Below are 17,745 nucleotides of genomic sequence, written 5' to 3'. Positions count from 1 at the left end.
GGAGATTAATACCTTTGTTGGAATTTATTCCGGATAAAGATTGCTACTGAATTTAATATGAACAGTAGTAACAACAGTACAATAATTGTAGCTGCGGCTAAGTTCGCATACTCTGCAACTAATGATGAATCAAGTGTCCAATAGTAGATCTGCATTGGCAATGCAGTAAATGTATCAAACAGACCATTTGGGAAAGGAATTAATAATGCTGGAATTCCTAACACGGTTAGAGGGGCTGTTTCTCCAATGGCACGTGACAATGCTAATATGGAACCCGTTAATATACTAGGGATCGCAGCAGGTAAAACAACTCTTCTTATTGTCTGCCATTTAGTAGCACCCATTGCTAAAGAAGCTTCAGACAAGTAACCAGGCACTGCGCGCAGCGCTTCCTGAGCGGAAACAATCAAAATAGGTAGTACAAGCAATGCTAATGTTAACCCACCAGCCAGAACTGCATTTCCTAATCCCATCAAGCGTGAAAACACGGTTAGACCTAATAAACCATACACAATTGATGGTACCCCAGCTAGGTTAGAAATGTTTGTTGCAATAAAGGATTGGAATTTACCCTTCTTAGCGTATAACTCTAAGTATATAGCTGTCCCTACACCTACAATTAGTGTTACCGGAATTACAACAATCATAACCCAGACAGTACCAAGGATTGCACCCATTATACCCGCACGTTCTGCACTAGTAGAGAGTCTCCCAGTTAGAAAATCCCAGTCTAACCATGCTAGGCCTTGTCCTAATACTCTTACGATTAAAATTGCGAGTACAACTAAACCTACAAGAGTAGAGAGGAAGAATATCGATTTCCAAATTGAATTTTTACGTATACGAGCGTTCATTTTGCTACTTGACTTAATTGATTCTAACTTATCCATTAATATTCCTCCCTAAATTTACGAGAGACATATCTTGCAAGTAAATTCATTATTAATGTAAATACAAACAATGTTAATGCCACGGCATATAAGCTGTAATATATCGTTGTTCCAGCAGCAGCTTCCCCACCAGAAACCTCAACAATGTATGCAGTCATTGTCTGCATAGATTCGGTAATGTCAAAGGTAAAGTTCTTGGAGCTTCCACTTGCAATTGTAACAATCATTGTTTCTCCAATTGCGCGAGATATTCCAAGTACAAATGAAGCAATGATTCCTGAAAACGCAGCAGGAATTACCACTTTAAAGGTTGTTTCTAACTTTGTTGCTCCCATAGCCAGCGATCCTTCACGCATCGCATTAGGAACTGAAGTCATCGCATCCTCTGATAGAGATGCAATCATTGGGATAATCATAACTCCCATTACAAGTCCAGGACTTAAAATATTAGTAGCCTCCACTTGAGGCCAAATTGCACGAATTATTGGTGTTACAAAAGTAAACGCAAAGAAACCATAAACGATTGTTGGAATACCCGCCAACACTTCTAGTAATGGTTTTAATACTCTTCGAACTCTGTCTGATGCATATTCACTTAAATAAATTGCAGACATCAAACCAATCGGTCCTGCAACAAGCATCGCAATAACCGATGAAATAATAGTACCATTTAGTAATGGTAATAAACCAAATTCTGGATTTTGACTAAGAGGTCTTAGTTCTGTTCCAGTAAAGAAATCCCAAATCGGAACTTCCATAAAGAAATGAATAGCCTCCGTTATTAATGTATATAAAATTCCTATTGTAGTCAGAACGGTAATGGATGCAAGAAGAAAAAGAATAACTGGGACAGATTTCTCAGTGAAATTAGATAGATTTTTCTTTTTCTTATTTTGTGCAATCATTTCACTGACATTAACAGCAGTGTTATTGTTTGAATCGCTGTTTGCCATTTCTTGGAGCACTCCTTTTAAACTCACAATAAGATGAGAGCATACTGGGCCCCCATCTTATTGAAGTCTTATTTAAATTGGCTTAAATTATTATTATTGAATTGCTTGAATTTCTTCTAATTGTGCTTGAGCTTCTTCTTCAGGAATTGGAGCGAATCCAGTTTCTCCAGCGAATTCATTTGCACTTTCAGCTACGTACTCAGCATAGTTTTTAACTTGAGCTTTTTCTTTAGCATTGTTTACATTCAAGTAAGTAAATACTGGACGAGTGTAGTCAGCATATGGACCTTCTTCTCCAATTGTATCAAGAGAAGGAACTACAGCACCTTCGCCAAAGTCAATTCCTACAGCTTGTACTTTGTCTTGGTTAGCATCATAGTAACCAAATCCGAAGAAACCAATTGCATTTTTATCTTCAGAGATTAAAGTTACAAGAGTTGAGTATTCTTGTTGAAGATCGATATCACCTACTAGATCTTGCTCTTCTAGGATTTCTTCATAGAAGAATTCATAAGTACCATGGTTTTCGTTTGGACCATAAGTTTGGATTTTTTCATCTGGCCAATCAGGATTGATTTCAGACCATTTTGTAACATTACCTAAGAAAATATCTTGAACTTCTTCTGCAGTAAGTTCCTTAGCAAAGTCATTTTCTGGGTTAGTAACAATTGTTAAACCATCTAAAGCTACTTTAATTTCCATTACTTCGATTCCAAGTTCGTCAGCTTTTGCTTGCTCTTCTTCTTTGATTACACGAGAAGCATCGTTAAAATCAGTTCCATTTTCTGCTAGGAATTTTTCAAATCCAGCACTTGTACCTGCACGGCTAACTTCTACAGATACGTTTGGTTGTTCGTTAATCATATATTCTTCAGCTAATCTAGACATTAATGGATAAACTGTACCAGATCCGTCAATTACTACACTACCTTCTAATTCTTCAGAAGCCTCTGCATTTTCTTCTCCAGCTTCTTCTCCAGAAGTATCTTCAGTACCTTCTGTTTCATCAGTGTTCTCTTCATCTGCTCCACTGCCACAAGCTACTAGCATTACTGCAAGAGCTGCTACGAAAAGAAGCATAAGCAACTTTTTGATATTCATTAGTAATTGTCCTCCCCAATTTTCAAGATAAATTTTTGAACGAACTTTTCTCTCGCTCACAATACATAGTATAGACAATAATTATTAAAATTGTATGTTGTAAATGTAAAGGTTTTGTAAATTTGTAAATAAAAAGGCTCAGGAATCTTGACGCATACCCTCGAAAAACGTTGAAATTATAGGGTTTCATGTCACTTAGTAGGGAATTTAACACCTATGAATATAATACTTGTTCTAGTATAATAATGAGATATTAATCAATATTGGAGTGGCAAAACTTGTTAAAAATCTTCCTCATTTTTATCCACATCATCATCCTTTATGCATTTTATCAAATAGGAAATTGGATACAATTTATTTTTAACTTATTAATACCTGGTAGTGTCATTGGTATGATACTGCTATTTCTGCTTTTGGCAACGAATGTTATCAAGGTTAAATGGATTGAGGCGGGAGCAGCGATGATGAATAAACACCTTACTCTTTTTTTCATACCTGTCACCGTAGGAATTATGAACTATTTCGATCTCTTTAAAGGGAGAGGTATTATATTGGTACTCATAACCATTATAAGCACCATAATAGTGATGATTAGTTCGGGACTAATCAGTCAATGGCTCGCAACAAGAAAGGAAGCTAAACAGCATGAATAACATCATTATTGCAGTTCCTGCGATCATTGGAACTATCCTTATATACATATTCTCTATTAAAATTCATAAACGCTATAATTATCCATTTACATTGCCAATATTAATAGCTACATGCTTGATTATTTTAATATTACTGCTTACTAACGTTCCCTATGATACCTATATGTCAGGGGGAAATTGGATTAGTGAACTATTAGGACCAGCTGTCGTGGCATTAGCCTATCCACTTTACAAGGAAAGGATGGTTTTAAAGAATCTGTTAATACCCATCCTTAGTGGTACGCTGGTTGGATCCTTATTCGGAGTGGTGACAGGTGTTTTGTTAACAAAAGGCTTTGGCTTTGATGCTGAGATTATCTACACCATTAGTTCCAAATCAGTAACCACCCCAGTTTCGATGGCTATCACAGAGTCTCTCGGAGGAATTGTGCCACTCGCTGCTGTTTTTGTCATGATTGCAGGAATTAGTGGAGGAGTTCTTAGCAAGTATGTGTTTACATTCATAGGCATTCATCATCATTTAAGTAAAGGAATTGCATTAGGAAGCAGCTCACATGCGATTGGTACAGCTACCGCACTTGAAAGCAGTGATTTAGAAGGGTCTATTAGTTCCATAGCAATGATCATTAGTGCCATGGCGGTTAGTGTGATGACACCTTGGTTACTTACTATTCTAATATGAAGCCAGAGCTTAAATGGAAAAGATATATCCATTGAGAAAGACAAAAAAAGAAGATCTGGGACAAGTGTGAATCAAAAGGTGAACAATGCTCAATATTTCCGTAGCGGTATACTCCGCTAGCCAAAGTTCATGTTTTCCTTTTGTCAAAACACTTTTGCCCAAGTCTCTTCTCTTCTTCTAATGACTTTCTCCATCGTTAGCCAGCTTTTTACTTATCTAAATATTCATTCGGAGTCTCTCCGCCATGTGGATTACTATTCTTAAATGGACTCTTTCTCCCATTTCTAGTTTCTCCATTGTTTTTATTTTCCTTAAATTGATTGTTTTTCTGTTCCTTGTTTGTCATTTCAAATCCTCCTAATACAAAATGTTCCTATAATAGCATTTGAAAAGGCTCCCTTTTTATACAAAAAAACAGCTGATTTTCAAAATCAGCTGTTTTAACGTTTTGTATCTTTTAACTGCTTAAACCTCACTAGCTTCTCTAACTTTTCCAGTTCATTGAACAATTCAATAATGCCGTTTGCAACAGGAAAGACATAACTCCATCTTGTAAAGTCAGATCCTTGAAGCTCGTCAATTAAATTATTAATGGTGAGACGCATCGCTGTTTTTGCTTCCTTTTGCAAATCGGTATCCAGTATAATCTTGTCTTCATACATTAAAAACACATTTTCACTGTAACTGTTTATTTCCGCAACCAATTCCTTGATTAAGTAAGGATGGTCACTTGATATCTTTTCAATAGCTTCTATATTTTTTTCTAATTGGATAACCAACGTATATTGCTTCTGTATAACTCGAATCATATGCTTGTATATTATAATATTTCTTAAAAAGTTAAGCTTATTTCGAATAAATAATCTTGTGCGTTCATCTGAGATAATTTCATAGTAATCTTTTGATTTTGTGATAAGCTTTTCAATTTCCCTGTCTTCTTCCTTTATCTTTGGTACACTCATGGCTTTACTAGGTAAAACGCGCATAAGGAAGTTAATCTTTTCCTCCGCCTCTTTAATCATGCCATAAAGTATCTTTTGATGATTTGGGGGAAACACCGCAATATTTACTAGAAACGCTGAAAGGACACCGATAGCAACTAGAGAGAGCCGTTCGTAAATATACACTAAATCAAGGCCGGCATCGCTGGAAAGCATAAGAGTAATGATAGTTAATACTGTTAAACTAACTGTCTTAGTTAATCCCAGCTTTATGTTAATCGCTATGGAAATGATGACTACCGCCCCTACAGATAATGGGTGGTTTCCAAGTAAAAAAGTCCCCAAAATAGAAAAAACAAGGCCAATTAAATTTGAAATCACGACTTCTTTAATGTACTCAAAAGAGCGCATAATAGACGGTTGCATTGCCAGAACAGACGCAATTGCTGCAACAATTTCAAGTTCTAGATTCAGCATGCCAGTAATAATTAATGTTACAGCAGCTGCAAGTCCTGTTTTTACCATTCTAGGACCAATATTGAATTCCATGTTTACACCTCTGATATACATCTAATATTAATAAGTATCCCTTCCTTTTAGGAATGGTTACTCTCTTTATAACAAGGCTTCTTATAGTCACTAATTATAGCAGTTTATATTTATCTTTAGTTACTTTTATATAATCATCTACTTATACAGCATCTTCCATTCCTAATAATGGACTGATCGAGGAAATAAAGATTCTATGGCCTGTCCATTTCAGGGTATCTTCTGTGAGAAGTAGTACACATTAAGAATTGTATGTTGGGATGTCCAGCAAGTCAAACTAACGTTCCAATTATCCAGATTTTACAGGTGTTAGAAGAAATTGTATTTCACCTCTACGATTAGTGCTATATTTCCCTCCTATTCTAGAACTCTAGTAGTAACCTCCTTCTATATCTATATTCTGATTTCATATTTAAATGCCCCCTTACCTAATGTCCATTTCGATTATAGAAGTGAACAGAGGAAGGAGTGGGGAGTTATGGAGCAATAGATAATCAAAATGTTGTGATTAGAGCGGAAGGACAAGTTATTACTAAAAAAACTTAGGAGGATGTATACGTATGAAACTTTATTTAGATCCGGGACACGGAGGAACAGATCCAGGTGCACTAGGAAATGGGTTAAGAGAAAAAGATGTCAACTTAGATATCGCTCTTAGAATTCGTTCCCTGCTAGTGACAAACTATGAAAATGTCAGCGTCATGATGAGCCGAACAACTGACAGCACAAAAGACTTGCAACAACGGACAAATGAGGCAAATAACTGGGGAGCAGATTATTATGTATCTATCCACTGCAATGCCTTTAACGGAACAGCGAGAGGTTATGAAGACTTTATACATGACGCATTAAGTGATGCGACACAAACAGCTAGATACAGAGATATTTTACATGAGGAAATCGCCAAGGTGAATCAATTAACAAACCGAGGAAAGAAAAAGGCAAATCTCCATGTTTTACGTGAAACAACCATGCCAGCCGTCTTAACTGAGAATGGATTTATTGATAACTCACAAGATGCTGCCTTGATGAAACTATCCACTTGGAGACAAAATGTCGCTCAAGGTCATGTAAATGGAATTTCAAGAGCATTTAACTTGCAGCCGAAGCAAACTAGTAATCCACCAGGAACATTATATAAAGTTATTGCAGGTTCTTTTACAGACAAAACCAACGCTGATGAACGTGCAGTTTTCCTTCAATCTAGAGGAATAGATGCCTTTGTCATTACAACAACTATTTCTGGTCGGATCTGGTATCGCGTACAAGCAGGCGCTTTTAACACAAGGGAAAATGCAGAACAACGATTACAAGAAGTACTCAATACAGGTGTCGACGCTTTTATTATAGTTGAATAGTTTAAGAGACGCCCCTATCAGTTATTCTGATAGGGTTTTTTTCTTAGAAAGCTATTTTTTTTATTAAGAAACCAGATATTAACTTTGACTACACCTATTTTTATAGTCTATAATACTACCTTGTACTATACAAAAAATTTACATTAAATTTACAGAGGTGAAGAAAGTGAAGAAAATAATATCCACGAAGATGGGGTTCTTCGCGATCGCTCTATTTCTATTCTGGATAAAAACGTATTTAATATATGTCGTTGAATTTGATTTAGGTGTAAGTAATAAAATCCAGGAATTCCTATTATTCTTAAATCCACTAAGTTCAGGTCTTATCCTGTTAGGTATAGCACTATTTGCTAAAGGAAAAAGTGCTGGAATTTGGATGATGGTCATTTATGGGTTATCTAGCTTTATTCTTTATGCAAATGTTGTTTTCTATCGTTTCAATAGTGACTTCATTACATTAGCAACTTTAATGCAAACTGATAACTTTGGCAGTTTAGGTGGAAGCATTATTAACCTAATGTCCCCTCATGACCTTTTATACACCATTGATTTTATTATTCTTATCCTTCTTTATAATAAGACCAAAAGCCATTGGTCACAAGAGCGTACGAAGAAATGGAAACCAGCTGGGATTATTGTTGCAGGTATTCTAGTATTTGCTGTAAACCTTGGATTGGCAGAATCTGACCGTCCACAGCTTCTTGAACGTACGTTTGATAGAAATTATTTAGTGAAGTATCTTGGATTATATAATTTTATTGTCTACGATACAATTCAAAGTACAAAATCTTCAACCGAACGAGTTTTCGCCGATAGCGACGACATTACTGTTGTAGAAAACTATACGAATTCTAAATATGCAGAACCAAATCCTGAGCTGTTTGGTGCAGGTGCTGGAAAAAACATCATTAAAATCCATTTGGAATCCTTCCAATCCTTCTTAATTGACTATGAGTTACATGGTGAAGAAGTTACGCCATTCTTAAATTCATTGGTTAATGATGAATCTATGGATTTTACGTATTTTGATAATTTCTTCCACCAGACTGAGCAAGGAAAAACAGCCGATGCAGAATTAATTATGGATAATTCCTTATATGGATTGCCACAAGGGTCCGCCTTTGTAACCAAAGGGAATAATACCTATCAGGCCTTTCCTTATATTATTGGGCAAGCCCAAGGTTATACTAGCGCTATCTTCCATGGAGATGGAAAGTCCTTCTGGAACCGTGATGAAATTTACAAGAGCTTTGGAATAGATGAGTTCTACCATGAAGATTATTACGATATGAGCGAAGACCAAGTTATTAATTATGGATTAAAAGATAAGCCATTCTTTGAAGAATCAATGCCTTATCTAAAAAACATGGAGCAGCCATTTTACGCGCATATGATGACATTAACGCATCACCATCCATACTTGATCGATGAAGAAGATGCGACAATTGCTCCAGCTGAAACAGGAGATAAATCGGTTGACCGTTATTTCCAGACAGCTCGATATTTGGATGAATCATTAGAGCAATTCTTTAATGACCTCAAAGAATCAGGATTATATGAGGATTCCATTATTATGATTTACGGAGATCACTATGGCATTTCTGATAATCATAATCAGGCAATGTCTGAAATTATCGGCGAGGAAATTACACCACTGAAAAATGCTGAGCTGCAGCGTGTACCGTTTATGATACGAATTCCAGGTGTAGATGGCCAAGGAATTAATCATGAATATAGCGGAATGGTTGATGTTGTACCTACCATGCTTCACATTCTTGGCATTGATGCAAAGGACTATATTTTATTCGGATCAGATATGTTTTCAAAGGACCATAAGGAGTACGTACCTTTCCGTAATGGTGACTTTATAACACCAGAATACAGCTCTATAAATGACATTTACTATGATAATCAAACAAAAGAAGTAATTGAAGAGCCTACAGATGAGATGCTGGAGATGAAAGAACTTGTACTCCATGAACTGGAACTCTCAGATAAAGTGCTGAATGGAGATCTATTACGCTTCCACCAGCCAACTGAAGATTGGAAACCAGTTGATGTATCTCAATACCGCTATGTAAAGGGACAAGAATTAAGTCCTGACAAAGAGTAAATGAAAAAGCTACCTTACATAATAGTGAGGTAGCTTTTTTTGTTATCTCCATTATCTATTGACGTTTGGTGGTTCTTTCATTTTTCCAGTTACAACATCGTCTGTAACATGGACTTGACATGTCTTTCCTTTTTTATTGACAAATTTAAAAATCCCATTATTAAAGTCTGTACCAATTTCCTTATAGAAAATTCCTTCATATAAATTGTCCTTAGACCGTGTAAAGGAGAGGCGATACTTTTCTTCTTCTTGTCTCAGAAAGCCTCGCACGCCTTTTTCATATAACGTGTCATCTTCTCCCTTTAGTGTGCGATCAATAGAGACAATATGAATATCTATAAATGTCATTTCTCGAAGCAATACATTAACAAAAGAACCTCTTGTGATCTCTTCCCATCTGTTTTGCGGACTTTGACCGATTACAATCTGAGTAATGTTTAAATTATGTGCTACTTCTTTAATTGCTTTTACGGACGGACGGTTCTCGTTATCACGAATAATAAACTCGTCTGCCCCTAATTCTTCACATAATTCTTTCCATTCTTCGATATAACCAGATTTATCAGCATCAAAGTCATCTAATGGTTTTTCATCAACCGTTAACACATACAAAGGGCAGTTCATGATCTTTGCAAGTTTATGACCACGTCGAATCAGGCGAGCACCATTTGGACCATAGTAAACACAAACCAGAATACTCTCATCCATTCGACTTTTTACTTTCCTCATTCCGTTCTCACCTCTTTGATATCAAGCCTAATCATTTCCTATAAGCTGTATTATTTTATCATGTTATCTAAATTTAGTGAACCATATTCACTCTATATAAAGAGAACCTTCAAATAGTGGGGTTTTCTGCGATAAAAATGAGTGCTTAGTAACAATCTCCTATAGAATAGGATAATTTGCAACTAATTTCAATATAATATATAAAGTAATGGGTTTATGAGATGCATTGGACTTTTAATTCATGTATAATTATCTTGTATAAAATTTTAGAGTCCTTTTACTGATTATTTGCCTTTTTTCATCCCTTCTATCTTATTAAAATAGTTACTGTCTATATAAATAATGCAATTACGGGCTGCCTTTCTTAAATGATTGGTGTTTCATACAACCAATCCACCATTTTATCCCATCGAATGATGTAATTCATTTTCATCCTCAAACCAAATCTGAGGATATCATTCATCCCTTTAATATCACTATTAAATTGTATGTATATTGGTAGAAGTTGGTTCTGGTTAAGATTAGAGTAAGGACAATAAAAGTATGAAATGGAGGACTTTATTTGTTCACAGTAAATCTTGCAATTATGATTCCCTTTTTAGCTGCTGCATTAGTTCCTTTGTTTCGTAAAAGAACGCTTCGCATCCACATAGGGTGGTTTGTGTTTCTCGTTCCAGCAGCATTGTTTGTCTATTTACTTAGCTATATACCTAGCGTATCAAGTGGGGAAACGTTTGTCCATACCATTAAATGGATTCCTTCCTTTGATATTAATTTTACTACGTATTTAGACGGATTAAGCTTAATCTTTGCCCTGTTAATAACTGGTATTGGGGCACTTGTTACCATCTACTCTATCTATTATTTATCTTCTAACGAGAATTTAAAGCATTTTTACGCTTACCTTTTACTGTTTATGGGTGCAATGCTTGGAGTTGTCTTCTCGGATAATATGATGGTTATGTATGTTTTTTGGGAATTAACAAGTGTATCTTCTTTCCTTCTAATCGCCTTTTGGTATCATCGTAAAAGGTCTAGAGAAGGGGCTCAAAAGTCACTCCTCATCACAGTTAGTGGTGGTTTTGGCATACTGGCCGGTTTTTTAATGCTATATGCTATTACAGGAACAATGAGTATTCGAGAAGTGATACATACTGTATCAGTTAGCAGTGAACATGCATTGTTTGTTCCTGCCATGTTTCTAATCTTGCTTGGAGCGTTTACAAAATCAGCACAATTTCCATTCCACATTTGGCTGCCAAGTGCAATGGAAGCTCCAACTCCAGTAAGTGCATACCTGCATTCTGCAACAATGGTTAAAGCAGGTATTTTCCTCGTTGCCAGGTTCACTCCCGTTTTCGGTGGGGAGGCTCTATGGCTCTATACAGTAACAAGCATTGGATTAATTACCTTATTTTGGGGATCCTTCAATGCGATACGTCAAACTGATCTAAAGGCATTATTAGCATACTCCACCATTAGCCAGCTCGGTATGATTATGAGTATGTTTGGACTTGGTTCCGCTGCATTGCAGAATGGGGCTTCCAGCCAATCTGTATTCTATACGCAAGCTGCCTTTGCTGCAGTCTTTCATTTAATTAATCACTCTACTTTTAAGGGCGCCCTCTTCATGGTAGTGGGGATTATCGACCATGAATTAGGAACGCGCGATATTAGAAGACTTGGTGGATTAGCATCACTTATGCCAATCACATTTACCATTGCTACGATAGGCAGCTTTTCCATGGCTGGACTTCCACCATTTAATGGATTCTTAAGTAAAGAAATGTTTTTCACTTCGGTGTTAAGGATTTTAGAGTTTGATGCAACTTGGCAAACATGGGTAAATGTAATTCCATATATTGCTTGGATTGCCAGCGTACTGACTTTCGTATATTGTTTGTTGTTCGTTGTGAAAACTTTCTTTGGAGAATACAAGGAAGAAAAGCTAGAACATCCTGCACATGAAGCACCTTATGGAATGCTGTTCTCACCAAGTATTCTTGCGGTTCTTGTTGTTCTTATCTTTTTCTTCCCAAATGTATTAGGTGAGCATTTAATCACTCCTGCTATGGCTAGTGTCTTTCCTACTATTGCTGGACAGGCAGACCTTGGAGTTCACATATCACAATGGCATGGGTTTAATACAGAACTATTTATGACCATAGGTGTCGTTGTTGCTGGTATTGTATTATATTTGACGCTTCCATATTGGAAAAAAGTGTATCAGCTTTTTCCGGAAAAATGGTCTTTCAATCAACTCTATAGCAACATTTTGGAACAAACGGAGAAACGTTCTAAAGCAATTACAAATTCATACATGACTGCATATCTGCAGGATTATATGACCTACATTTACCTATTCTTTATCTTGGCTGTAGGTGGATTACTGATTTCTTCCGGTTCTTATATCATTGATATCAAGCAAAATAATCCAATTAGTGCTTTTGAATGGATTATTGCCATTTCTATGATGATTGCAGCTATATCTATTCTTTTCTCAAAGTCTCGATTAACTGCTATTTTAGTAAACAGCTTCCTTGGATATGGCGTGGCCATCTTCTTCGTTATATTTAGGGCTCCTGATTTGGCATTAACGCAAACGGTAGTCGAAACGGTAACTACTGTGCTATTTCTGGCTGCTTATTATTTCTTGCCGGACTGGAAGAAAGAAAAGGAACATAGACGTTCTAAAGGCTTGCAGATGGCTATTTCGATAGCAGTAGGTACGATTTTCACGATTACAGCCTTAGCAGTACAAAATGGGAAACTGTTTGATTCAATCTCTAGTTACTATGAGAATTCCTATGAACTGGCTGGAGGCAAAAATATCGTAAATGCCATTCTGGGAGATTTCCGTGCTTTTGACACGATGCTTGAAGTTGTCGTCCTTCTAATTGCGGGTATTGGAATCTATGCCATTATTAATTTAAAGGATAGAAAGGGGGATGCGCATATTGAAGACAAATAATGTTATTCTACATGCTGTTGTAAAGCTTGTAGTCTTTATTATCTTGACATTATCTGTATACCTCTTTCTTTCTGGCCACCATAAACCTGGTGGAGGATTTATTGGCGGTCTAGTATTAGCATCGGCCTTTGTATTACTATTTATCGCTTTTGATATTGAAGCGATAAGAAAGGCGATCCCATTTGATTTCAAAAGAGTTGCAGCACTTGGTGCCTTTATTTCCGTTGGGACTGGATTTGGCTCTCTCCTTTTTGGAGAGAACTTCCTAACACAAGCATTCGGTTATTTTGACCTTCCATTTTTTGGAACAACGGAGTTAACCACAGTTACTATTTTTGAAACTGGAGTTGCCCTTGTTGTTGTAGGGGTTGTAGTAACAATTATTCTAAGTATTGTCGAGGATGTGTAATCTATGGAAACGTTAATCACCATCCTAACAGGTGTATTGGTAACAGTTGCCACGTATTTTATTTTATCAAGCAATGTACAGAAAGTTATATTAGGGTCGGCAATTCTTTCACATGCTGCCCATTTACTGATTATGACTATGGGAAGTGGCTTAAAAAACGGAAGGATCCCTGTTCTAACAGATGAAACAGGTTCTTTTGTAGATGCGCTTCCACAAGCACTTATTTTAACATCTATTGTTATAAGTTTCGCAGTAACAGCAATCTTGCTTGTCGTTGCGTACCGAACTTACCGCGCAACAGGATTAGATAATTTTTATGATTGGAGAGGGTATAAGGATGAATAATTTGCTTGTTATGCCTATGGCTCTCCCAGTACTAGCTGGTATCCTGCTTATCTTTTTCCGAAATCATATTCAGGTACAAAGATGGACCAGCTTCATCATCATGCTGGTGAATGCTGGAATTGGATTATATTTGTTACAGGTCATACAAACAGAAGGAATTTTGCGATTAGACTTTGGTGGATGGGAACCACCATTTGGAATCCTTTTTGTGGCAGATTCCTTTTCCATTTTACTCGTTATTACTACTAGTATTGTTGCAGCAGTTTGTCTACTGTATGCTTTTTCTTCTATAGGCGAATCATATGAAAAAATGTTCTTTTATTCATTTGTTAACTTTTTAGTTGCGGGTGTTAATGGTTCATTTTTAACTGGGGACTTATTTAATCTTTATGTATGTTTCGAGATTATGTTGTTAGCATCCTATATTTTAATTGTACTAGGTGGTAAAAAGGTTCAATTAAGAGAATCTATAAAATATATCGTAATTAATGTCCTTTCTTCATGGTTCTTCTTAGTGGCCATTGCCTATCTTTATGGCTCAATAGGTACACTGAATATGGCTCATATCTCTGAGCGCATTGCTGAAACTGGACAAACCCCGTTGTTAACCGTCATTAGTATGGTCTTTTTAACGGTATTTGCCTTAAAATCTGGGTTATTACTTTACTTTTGGCTGCCACGTTCCTATATTGTTCCACCTGTAGCCGTTGCTGCCTTATTCGGTGGATTATTAACAAAGGTTGGTATTTATGCAATGATCCGTGTATTTACCCTATTCTTCTACCATGAACCTTCGATTACACATACTATAATTGGGGTAATGGCTGCTGTTACGTTAATAACCGGTAGTATAGGAGCCGTTGCATATAAGGATATCCGCTTAATCGCAACATATAACGTTGTTATTGCAGTTGGATTTATTCTAGTAGGTTTAGCTGTTGGAACACCAGAGGCGATAGAAGGATCCATCTATTATCTTATTCACGATATGATTGTAAAGACGCTCCTTTTCCTATTAGTAGGTACAGTGATTGCTTTAACAAGTACCTCAAAACTAGATGAAATGAGTGGTTTAATTCAAAACTATCCAGTTCTGGGGTGGCTATTCTTTATCGTCGTTTTCTCTCTAGCAGGAGTTCCGCCATTAAGTGGGTTTATTGGAAAGCTATTAGTAAGTCTGGGGGCAATAGAAGCAGGATCTTATGTTCTTCTAGCATTAGCCCTTATCTCTAGCATTTTTGTTCTCTACTCCGTGCTTCGTATCCTGCTTCATTGTTTCTGGGGTGAAACAATGATTAGCTCAGAAGACGAAGTACCTCTCAATAAAGGACGGCTAATTCCTTGTTTAATCCTAACTGGCTTAACCATTGGACTAGGCTTAGGGGCAGAATATCTTTCCCCATATGTCGAGAACGCTGCGTACACGTTATTGAACCCTGAAGTTTATATTGATGCTGTCATGTATAAAGACTAAACATATGCAAATATAAGTAATTTGCAAGGAGGTGCGAAAGATGCCAGCCCAATTTCTCGTCAATATTTTTATTGCATTCTTGTGGGTATTGTTCCAGGATGAGGATCAATTTTATATTACAACATTCGTTACAGGATTTTTAGTCGGTATCGGTATATTATATGTCTTGCACCGTTTTTTCGGAGAGCGTTTTTACTTAACGCGGGTTGTATCGATTATCAAATTAATTTCCCTTTTTATTTCTGAATTATGTCAATCGAGCATTCAGGTCTTGAAGTTGATCTTAAGTCCAAAGATTGAAGTTACACCCGGAATAATTAGATATGAAATTAACGTGAGAGGTGAATGGGAAGTTCCACTTCTCGCCCTTCTCTTAATATTAACTCCAGGATCGGTTGTTGTGGAAGTAACCCCTGAAGGAGATGCATTTTATATACATGCCATCGATGTAACGGAATCAAGGGAAAAACTGATTAAATCACTAGGCAAATATGAACGAGCAATCATGGAGGTGACCAGATAATGATTCAAACTATACTTTATTTTGCACTTACATTATTTGGTATAGCAATTGCCATTGCTTTGTTTCGAATTGTGTTCGGGCCAAGTTTACCAGACCGAGTTATTGCTTTAGATATGATTGGTGTTAATTTGATTTCTTCAATGGCAATCATATCCATTATTATAGGTACTACTTTCTTTTTGGATGTCATTCTTATTATAGGAATCATTGCATTCATCAGTACCATCGCCTTTTCAAAATACATTGAAAGGGGAGGTATCATTGAACGTAAGCGAGATGATTGAATGGATTAGTGTCTTCCTTATCTTAATCGGTGCCATTTTGGCTGTAATAAGTGCCACTGGTATTATTCGATTTCCTGATGTCTATACTAGGTCTCATGCAGCTACAAAGTCATCTACTCTAGCCGTTTTATTAACTTTATCCGGTGTATTTATTTATTTCTGGGCGGTGGAATCTTATTTTAGTGTAAGGTTTATTTTAGGAATCCTATTTGTGTTTTTAACATCTCCTGTTTCAGGGCATTTAATAACACGTGCGGCGTACCGCAGTAAAGTGAAAATGACGGAATCTACGGTAGAGGACCAATTAAGTGATGCTATTCATGAAAAAGAGCAAATAGAAGGAAAAGGCGAGTAAAGCTTATGCTTACTTGCCTTTTGTTATTTACGAAAAGAACTTTTACTTAATGTCCTTTTGTTAGCCATTTTGCAAATTGGAGTAAATCAGGAAAGTATAAATCTGCATTTGCCCTTTCTTTGCTAACTCCTACAAGGACAGTCTTTACACCAGCCTTTTTCCCTGCCTCAATGTCTGGCTCCCGGTCTCCAACCATATAACTTTTATCTAGATCTATTTGGTGTTGTTCAGCCAGCTGCAAAATCATACCAGGATTTGGCTTTCTACAAATACACCCCTCATACGGCTTATGAGGACAATAGGCAATATCGTTAACCATTGCACCATAATGGGCTAAATCTTTTTCCATCTTTTTGTGTACGTCAACTAACATAGACTCCTTCATATAACCAAGTCCTACTCCACCTTGATTCGTAACGACAAATACAAGGTATCCAGCCTGATTTAATAGCTTAATTGCTTCCCCTGCCCCTTCTAATAAGTGGAAATCCTTTGGCTTATTTACAAATCGTACCCGTTCACTTAGGACCTCATTAATAACCCCATCTCGATCTAAAAAAATTGCTATACTCATGTTATTTTCTCCTAGTTTTAATATTCATTTTTTCCCATTCACAAAAATAATAATCCTCTATAATGTTGTTCATGATAGATCGCGTTGAAAATGATTATGAAAGGATAAAGCAATCCGATTGGGAGAAGCTGATGAGGGGATCCCCTTTTCTTTGCATTAAAAAATGGACAAAACAAATAATAAAAAGGAAATGCTTTTCAAAGCTCCCATGGAGAGCTTTCACAGCCAGTTATGATCTAAATACATTAATTCTTAAGGAGGTTACTTAAATGGACAAGCAGCGTGCATTAGAAATAGTAGAATCACCTGAATTAATTCGTGTAACTTATAACGGCAAGCAAATTTATATTCAACATGTAGATGAAAACACGGATAAGGCAAGAATATACCCTCTAGATGATCCTCAAGAAGAATTTGATGTTAATCTTAGTCAACTAATCGAACAGTAGCCTATAAAATCTATTTGCAGTTTAAATTGAAAAACGCAGATCGGCTAAATAGCCGAAGCTGCGTTTTCAATTTAATGATGAATGATTTTATTTTGAACTGGGAAAAATGGGTTAATAATAATGGAAACTAAAAAGGGGTGTCATATGAAGTGGAAAAGGAAAGGGCAAAAGAGATAATTCAATCCCAAGATTTCATCCCTGTACAGTACAAAGGGAAGCCTGTATACATAAATAAACTTGATGAACAGAGTGAAGTGGCTTGTGTCTTCCCCCTTGATAATCTAAACAGTTCCTTTAACGTCGAAATTTCCAGCCTGCATGACTTTAATCCATAAAAAAGACGGGTAGTATCTCCGTCGCTTTTTACATATTAAAAAAGCTGTCAATAGATA

General features: G+C 36.5%; 20 protein-coding genes. 13 read left to right on the top strand and 7 right to left on the bottom strand.

The window, feature by feature from the left end; translation table 11 throughout:
- Positions 1-5: 5 nt before the first annotated feature.
- The 3 genes from pstA to D8M04_RS14340 all read right to left on the bottom strand — a co-directional run bounded on the left by pstA (position 6) and on the right by D8M04_RS14340 (position 2,944).
- On the bottom strand, positions 6-890 hold the full coding sequence (pstA, locus tag D8M04_RS14350; RefSeq protein WP_121524100.1) for a phosphate ABC transporter permease PstA: 885 nt from the start codon (positions 888-890) through the stop codon (positions 6-8).
- Entirely contained in the window at positions 890-1,843 is a 954-nt protein-coding gene (pstC, locus tag D8M04_RS14345) for a phosphate ABC transporter permease subunit PstC (protein WP_121524099.1), read from the bottom strand. Before pstC ends, pstA begins: the two co-directional genes overlap by 1 nt.
- Before the next feature lie 93 nt (positions 1,844-1,936).
- Positions 1,937-2,944, bottom strand: coding sequence for a PstS family phosphate ABC transporter substrate-binding protein (locus D8M04_RS14340; protein WP_121524098.1), 1,008 nt, complete (start codon positions 2,942-2,944; stop codon positions 1,937-1,939).
- A 278-nt stretch (positions 2,945-3,222) separates the two neighbouring features.
- Here D8M04_RS14340 and D8M04_RS14335 point away from each other — a divergent pair, with 278 nt between their 5' ends.
- The gene (locus D8M04_RS14335) at positions 3,223-3,597 is read left to right on the top strand and encodes a CidA/LrgA family protein (RefSeq protein WP_342772654.1); all 375 of its coding nucleotides are present in this window, start codon (positions 3,223-3,225) and stop codon (positions 3,595-3,597) included.
- Positions 3,590-4,279 (top strand): LrgB family protein, encoded by a 690-nt coding sequence (locus D8M04_RS14330; RefSeq protein ID WP_121524097.1) that lies wholly within the window; start codon positions 3,590-3,592, stop codon positions 4,277-4,279. The genes D8M04_RS14335 and D8M04_RS14330 overlap by 8 nt, the downstream gene beginning before the upstream one ends.
- A 208-nt stretch (positions 4,280-4,487) precedes the next feature.
- On the opposite strand, the gene D8M04_RS20225 is transcribed toward D8M04_RS14330, so the two are convergent.
- A complete protein-coding gene (locus tag D8M04_RS20225; protein WP_187695457.1) occupies positions 4,488-4,625 on the bottom strand; it encodes a hypothetical protein in 138 nt (45 codons plus the stop codon).
- A 94-nt stretch (positions 4,626-4,719) separates the two neighbouring features.
- Positions 4,720-5,769, bottom strand: coding sequence for an FUSC family protein (locus D8M04_RS14325; RefSeq protein ID WP_121524096.1), 1,050 nt, complete (start codon positions 5,767-5,769; stop codon positions 4,720-4,722).
- Positions 5,770-6,329: 560 nt separating this feature from the next.
- Between D8M04_RS14325 and D8M04_RS14320 the strand changes: the two genes are divergently transcribed.
- Positions 6,330-7,127: an N-acetylmuramoyl-L-alanine amidase gene (locus D8M04_RS14320; RefSeq protein WP_121524095.1), complete on the top strand. Its 798-nt coding sequence runs from the start codon at positions 6,330-6,332 to the stop codon at positions 7,125-7,127.
- 190 nt (positions 7,128-7,317) lie between these two features.
- On the top strand, positions 7,318-9,240 hold the full coding sequence (gene ltaS / locus D8M04_RS14315; protein ID WP_121524310.1) for a lipoteichoic acid synthase: 1,923 nt from the start codon (positions 7,318-7,320) through the stop codon (positions 9,238-9,240).
- Between the two features lie 51 nt (positions 9,241-9,291).
- On the opposite strand, the gene D8M04_RS14310 is transcribed toward ltaS, so the two are convergent.
- Complete coding sequence (locus tag D8M04_RS14310) at positions 9,292-9,969, bottom strand: universal stress protein (protein WP_121524094.1); 678 nt, start codon at positions 9,967-9,969, stop codon at positions 9,292-9,294.
- Between the two features lie 562 nt (positions 9,970-10,531).
- On the opposite strand from D8M04_RS14310, the gene D8M04_RS14305 reads away from it, so the two are divergent.
- Genes D8M04_RS14305 through D8M04_RS14275 form a run of 7 tightly spaced genes read left to right on the top strand, consistent with a single transcriptional unit; the run spans position 10,532 to position 16,330 of the window.
- Positions 10,532-12,940, top strand: a complete 2,409-nt coding sequence (locus tag D8M04_RS14305; RefSeq protein WP_121524093.1) for a Na+/H+ antiporter subunit A — start codon at positions 10,532-10,534, stop codon at positions 12,938-12,940.
- Positions 12,927-13,349 carry a Na(+)/H(+) antiporter subunit B gene (locus tag D8M04_RS14300; protein WP_121524092.1) on the top strand — a complete coding sequence of 141 codons (423 nt, stop codon included), beginning with the start codon at positions 12,927-12,929 and terminating at the stop codon, positions 13,347-13,349. The genes D8M04_RS14305 and D8M04_RS14300 overlap by 14 nt, the downstream gene beginning before the upstream one ends.
- 3 nt (positions 13,350-13,352) lie before the next feature.
- On the top strand, positions 13,353-13,694 hold the full coding sequence (locus D8M04_RS14295) for a Na(+)/H(+) antiporter subunit C (RefSeq protein ID WP_121524091.1): 342 nt from the start codon (positions 13,353-13,355) through the stop codon (positions 13,692-13,694).
- On the top strand, positions 13,687-15,168 hold the full coding sequence (locus tag D8M04_RS14290) for a Na+/H+ antiporter subunit D (RefSeq protein ID WP_121524090.1): 1,482 nt from the start codon (positions 13,687-13,689) through the stop codon (positions 15,166-15,168). The genes D8M04_RS14295 and D8M04_RS14290 overlap by 8 nt, the downstream gene beginning before the upstream one ends.
- A gap of 40 nt (positions 15,169-15,208) precedes the next feature.
- Positions 15,209-15,691 (top strand): Na+/H+ antiporter subunit E, encoded by a 483-nt coding sequence (locus D8M04_RS14285; RefSeq protein ID WP_121524089.1) that lies wholly within the window; start codon positions 15,209-15,211, stop codon positions 15,689-15,691.
- A complete protein-coding gene (locus tag D8M04_RS14280; protein WP_121524088.1) occupies positions 15,691-15,975 on the top strand; it encodes a Na(+)/H(+) antiporter subunit F1 in 285 nt (94 codons plus the stop codon). Before D8M04_RS14285 ends, D8M04_RS14280 begins: the two co-directional genes overlap by 1 nt.
- The gene (locus D8M04_RS14275; protein ID WP_121524087.1) at positions 15,953-16,330 is read left to right on the top strand and encodes a Na+/H+ antiporter subunit G; all 378 of its coding nucleotides are present in this window, start codon (positions 15,953-15,955) and stop codon (positions 16,328-16,330) included. Before D8M04_RS14280 ends, D8M04_RS14275 begins: the two co-directional genes overlap by 23 nt.
- Positions 16,331-16,376: 46 nt before the next feature.
- Here D8M04_RS14275 and D8M04_RS14270 read toward each other — a convergent pair whose 3' ends face one another.
- Entirely contained in the window at positions 16,377-16,904 is a 528-nt protein-coding gene (locus tag D8M04_RS14270) for a D-glycero-alpha-D-manno-heptose-1,7-bisphosphate 7-phosphatase (RefSeq protein WP_121524086.1), read from the bottom strand.
- Positions 16,905-17,173: 269 nt separating this feature from the next.
- On the opposite strand from D8M04_RS14270, the gene D8M04_RS14265 reads away from it, so the two are divergent.
- Positions 17,174-17,353 carry an H-type small acid-soluble spore protein gene (locus D8M04_RS14265; RefSeq protein ID WP_121524085.1) on the top strand — a complete coding sequence of 60 codons (180 nt, stop codon included), beginning with the start codon at positions 17,174-17,176 and terminating at the stop codon, positions 17,351-17,353.
- Positions 17,354-17,502: 149 nt separating this feature from the next.
- Positions 17,503-17,688 carry an H-type small acid-soluble spore protein gene (locus D8M04_RS14260; protein WP_121524084.1) on the top strand — a complete coding sequence of 62 codons (186 nt, stop codon included), beginning with the start codon at positions 17,503-17,505 and terminating at the stop codon, positions 17,686-17,688.
- Positions 17,689-17,745: the final 57 nt, after the last annotated feature.

It is taken from the genome of Oceanobacillus piezotolerans, assembly GCF_003665065.1.
GTDB lineage: Bacteria > Bacillota > Bacilli > Bacillales > Amphibacillaceae > Oceanobacillus > Oceanobacillus piezotolerans.
This window is presented reverse-complemented; position numbering and strand designations above follow the sequence as displayed.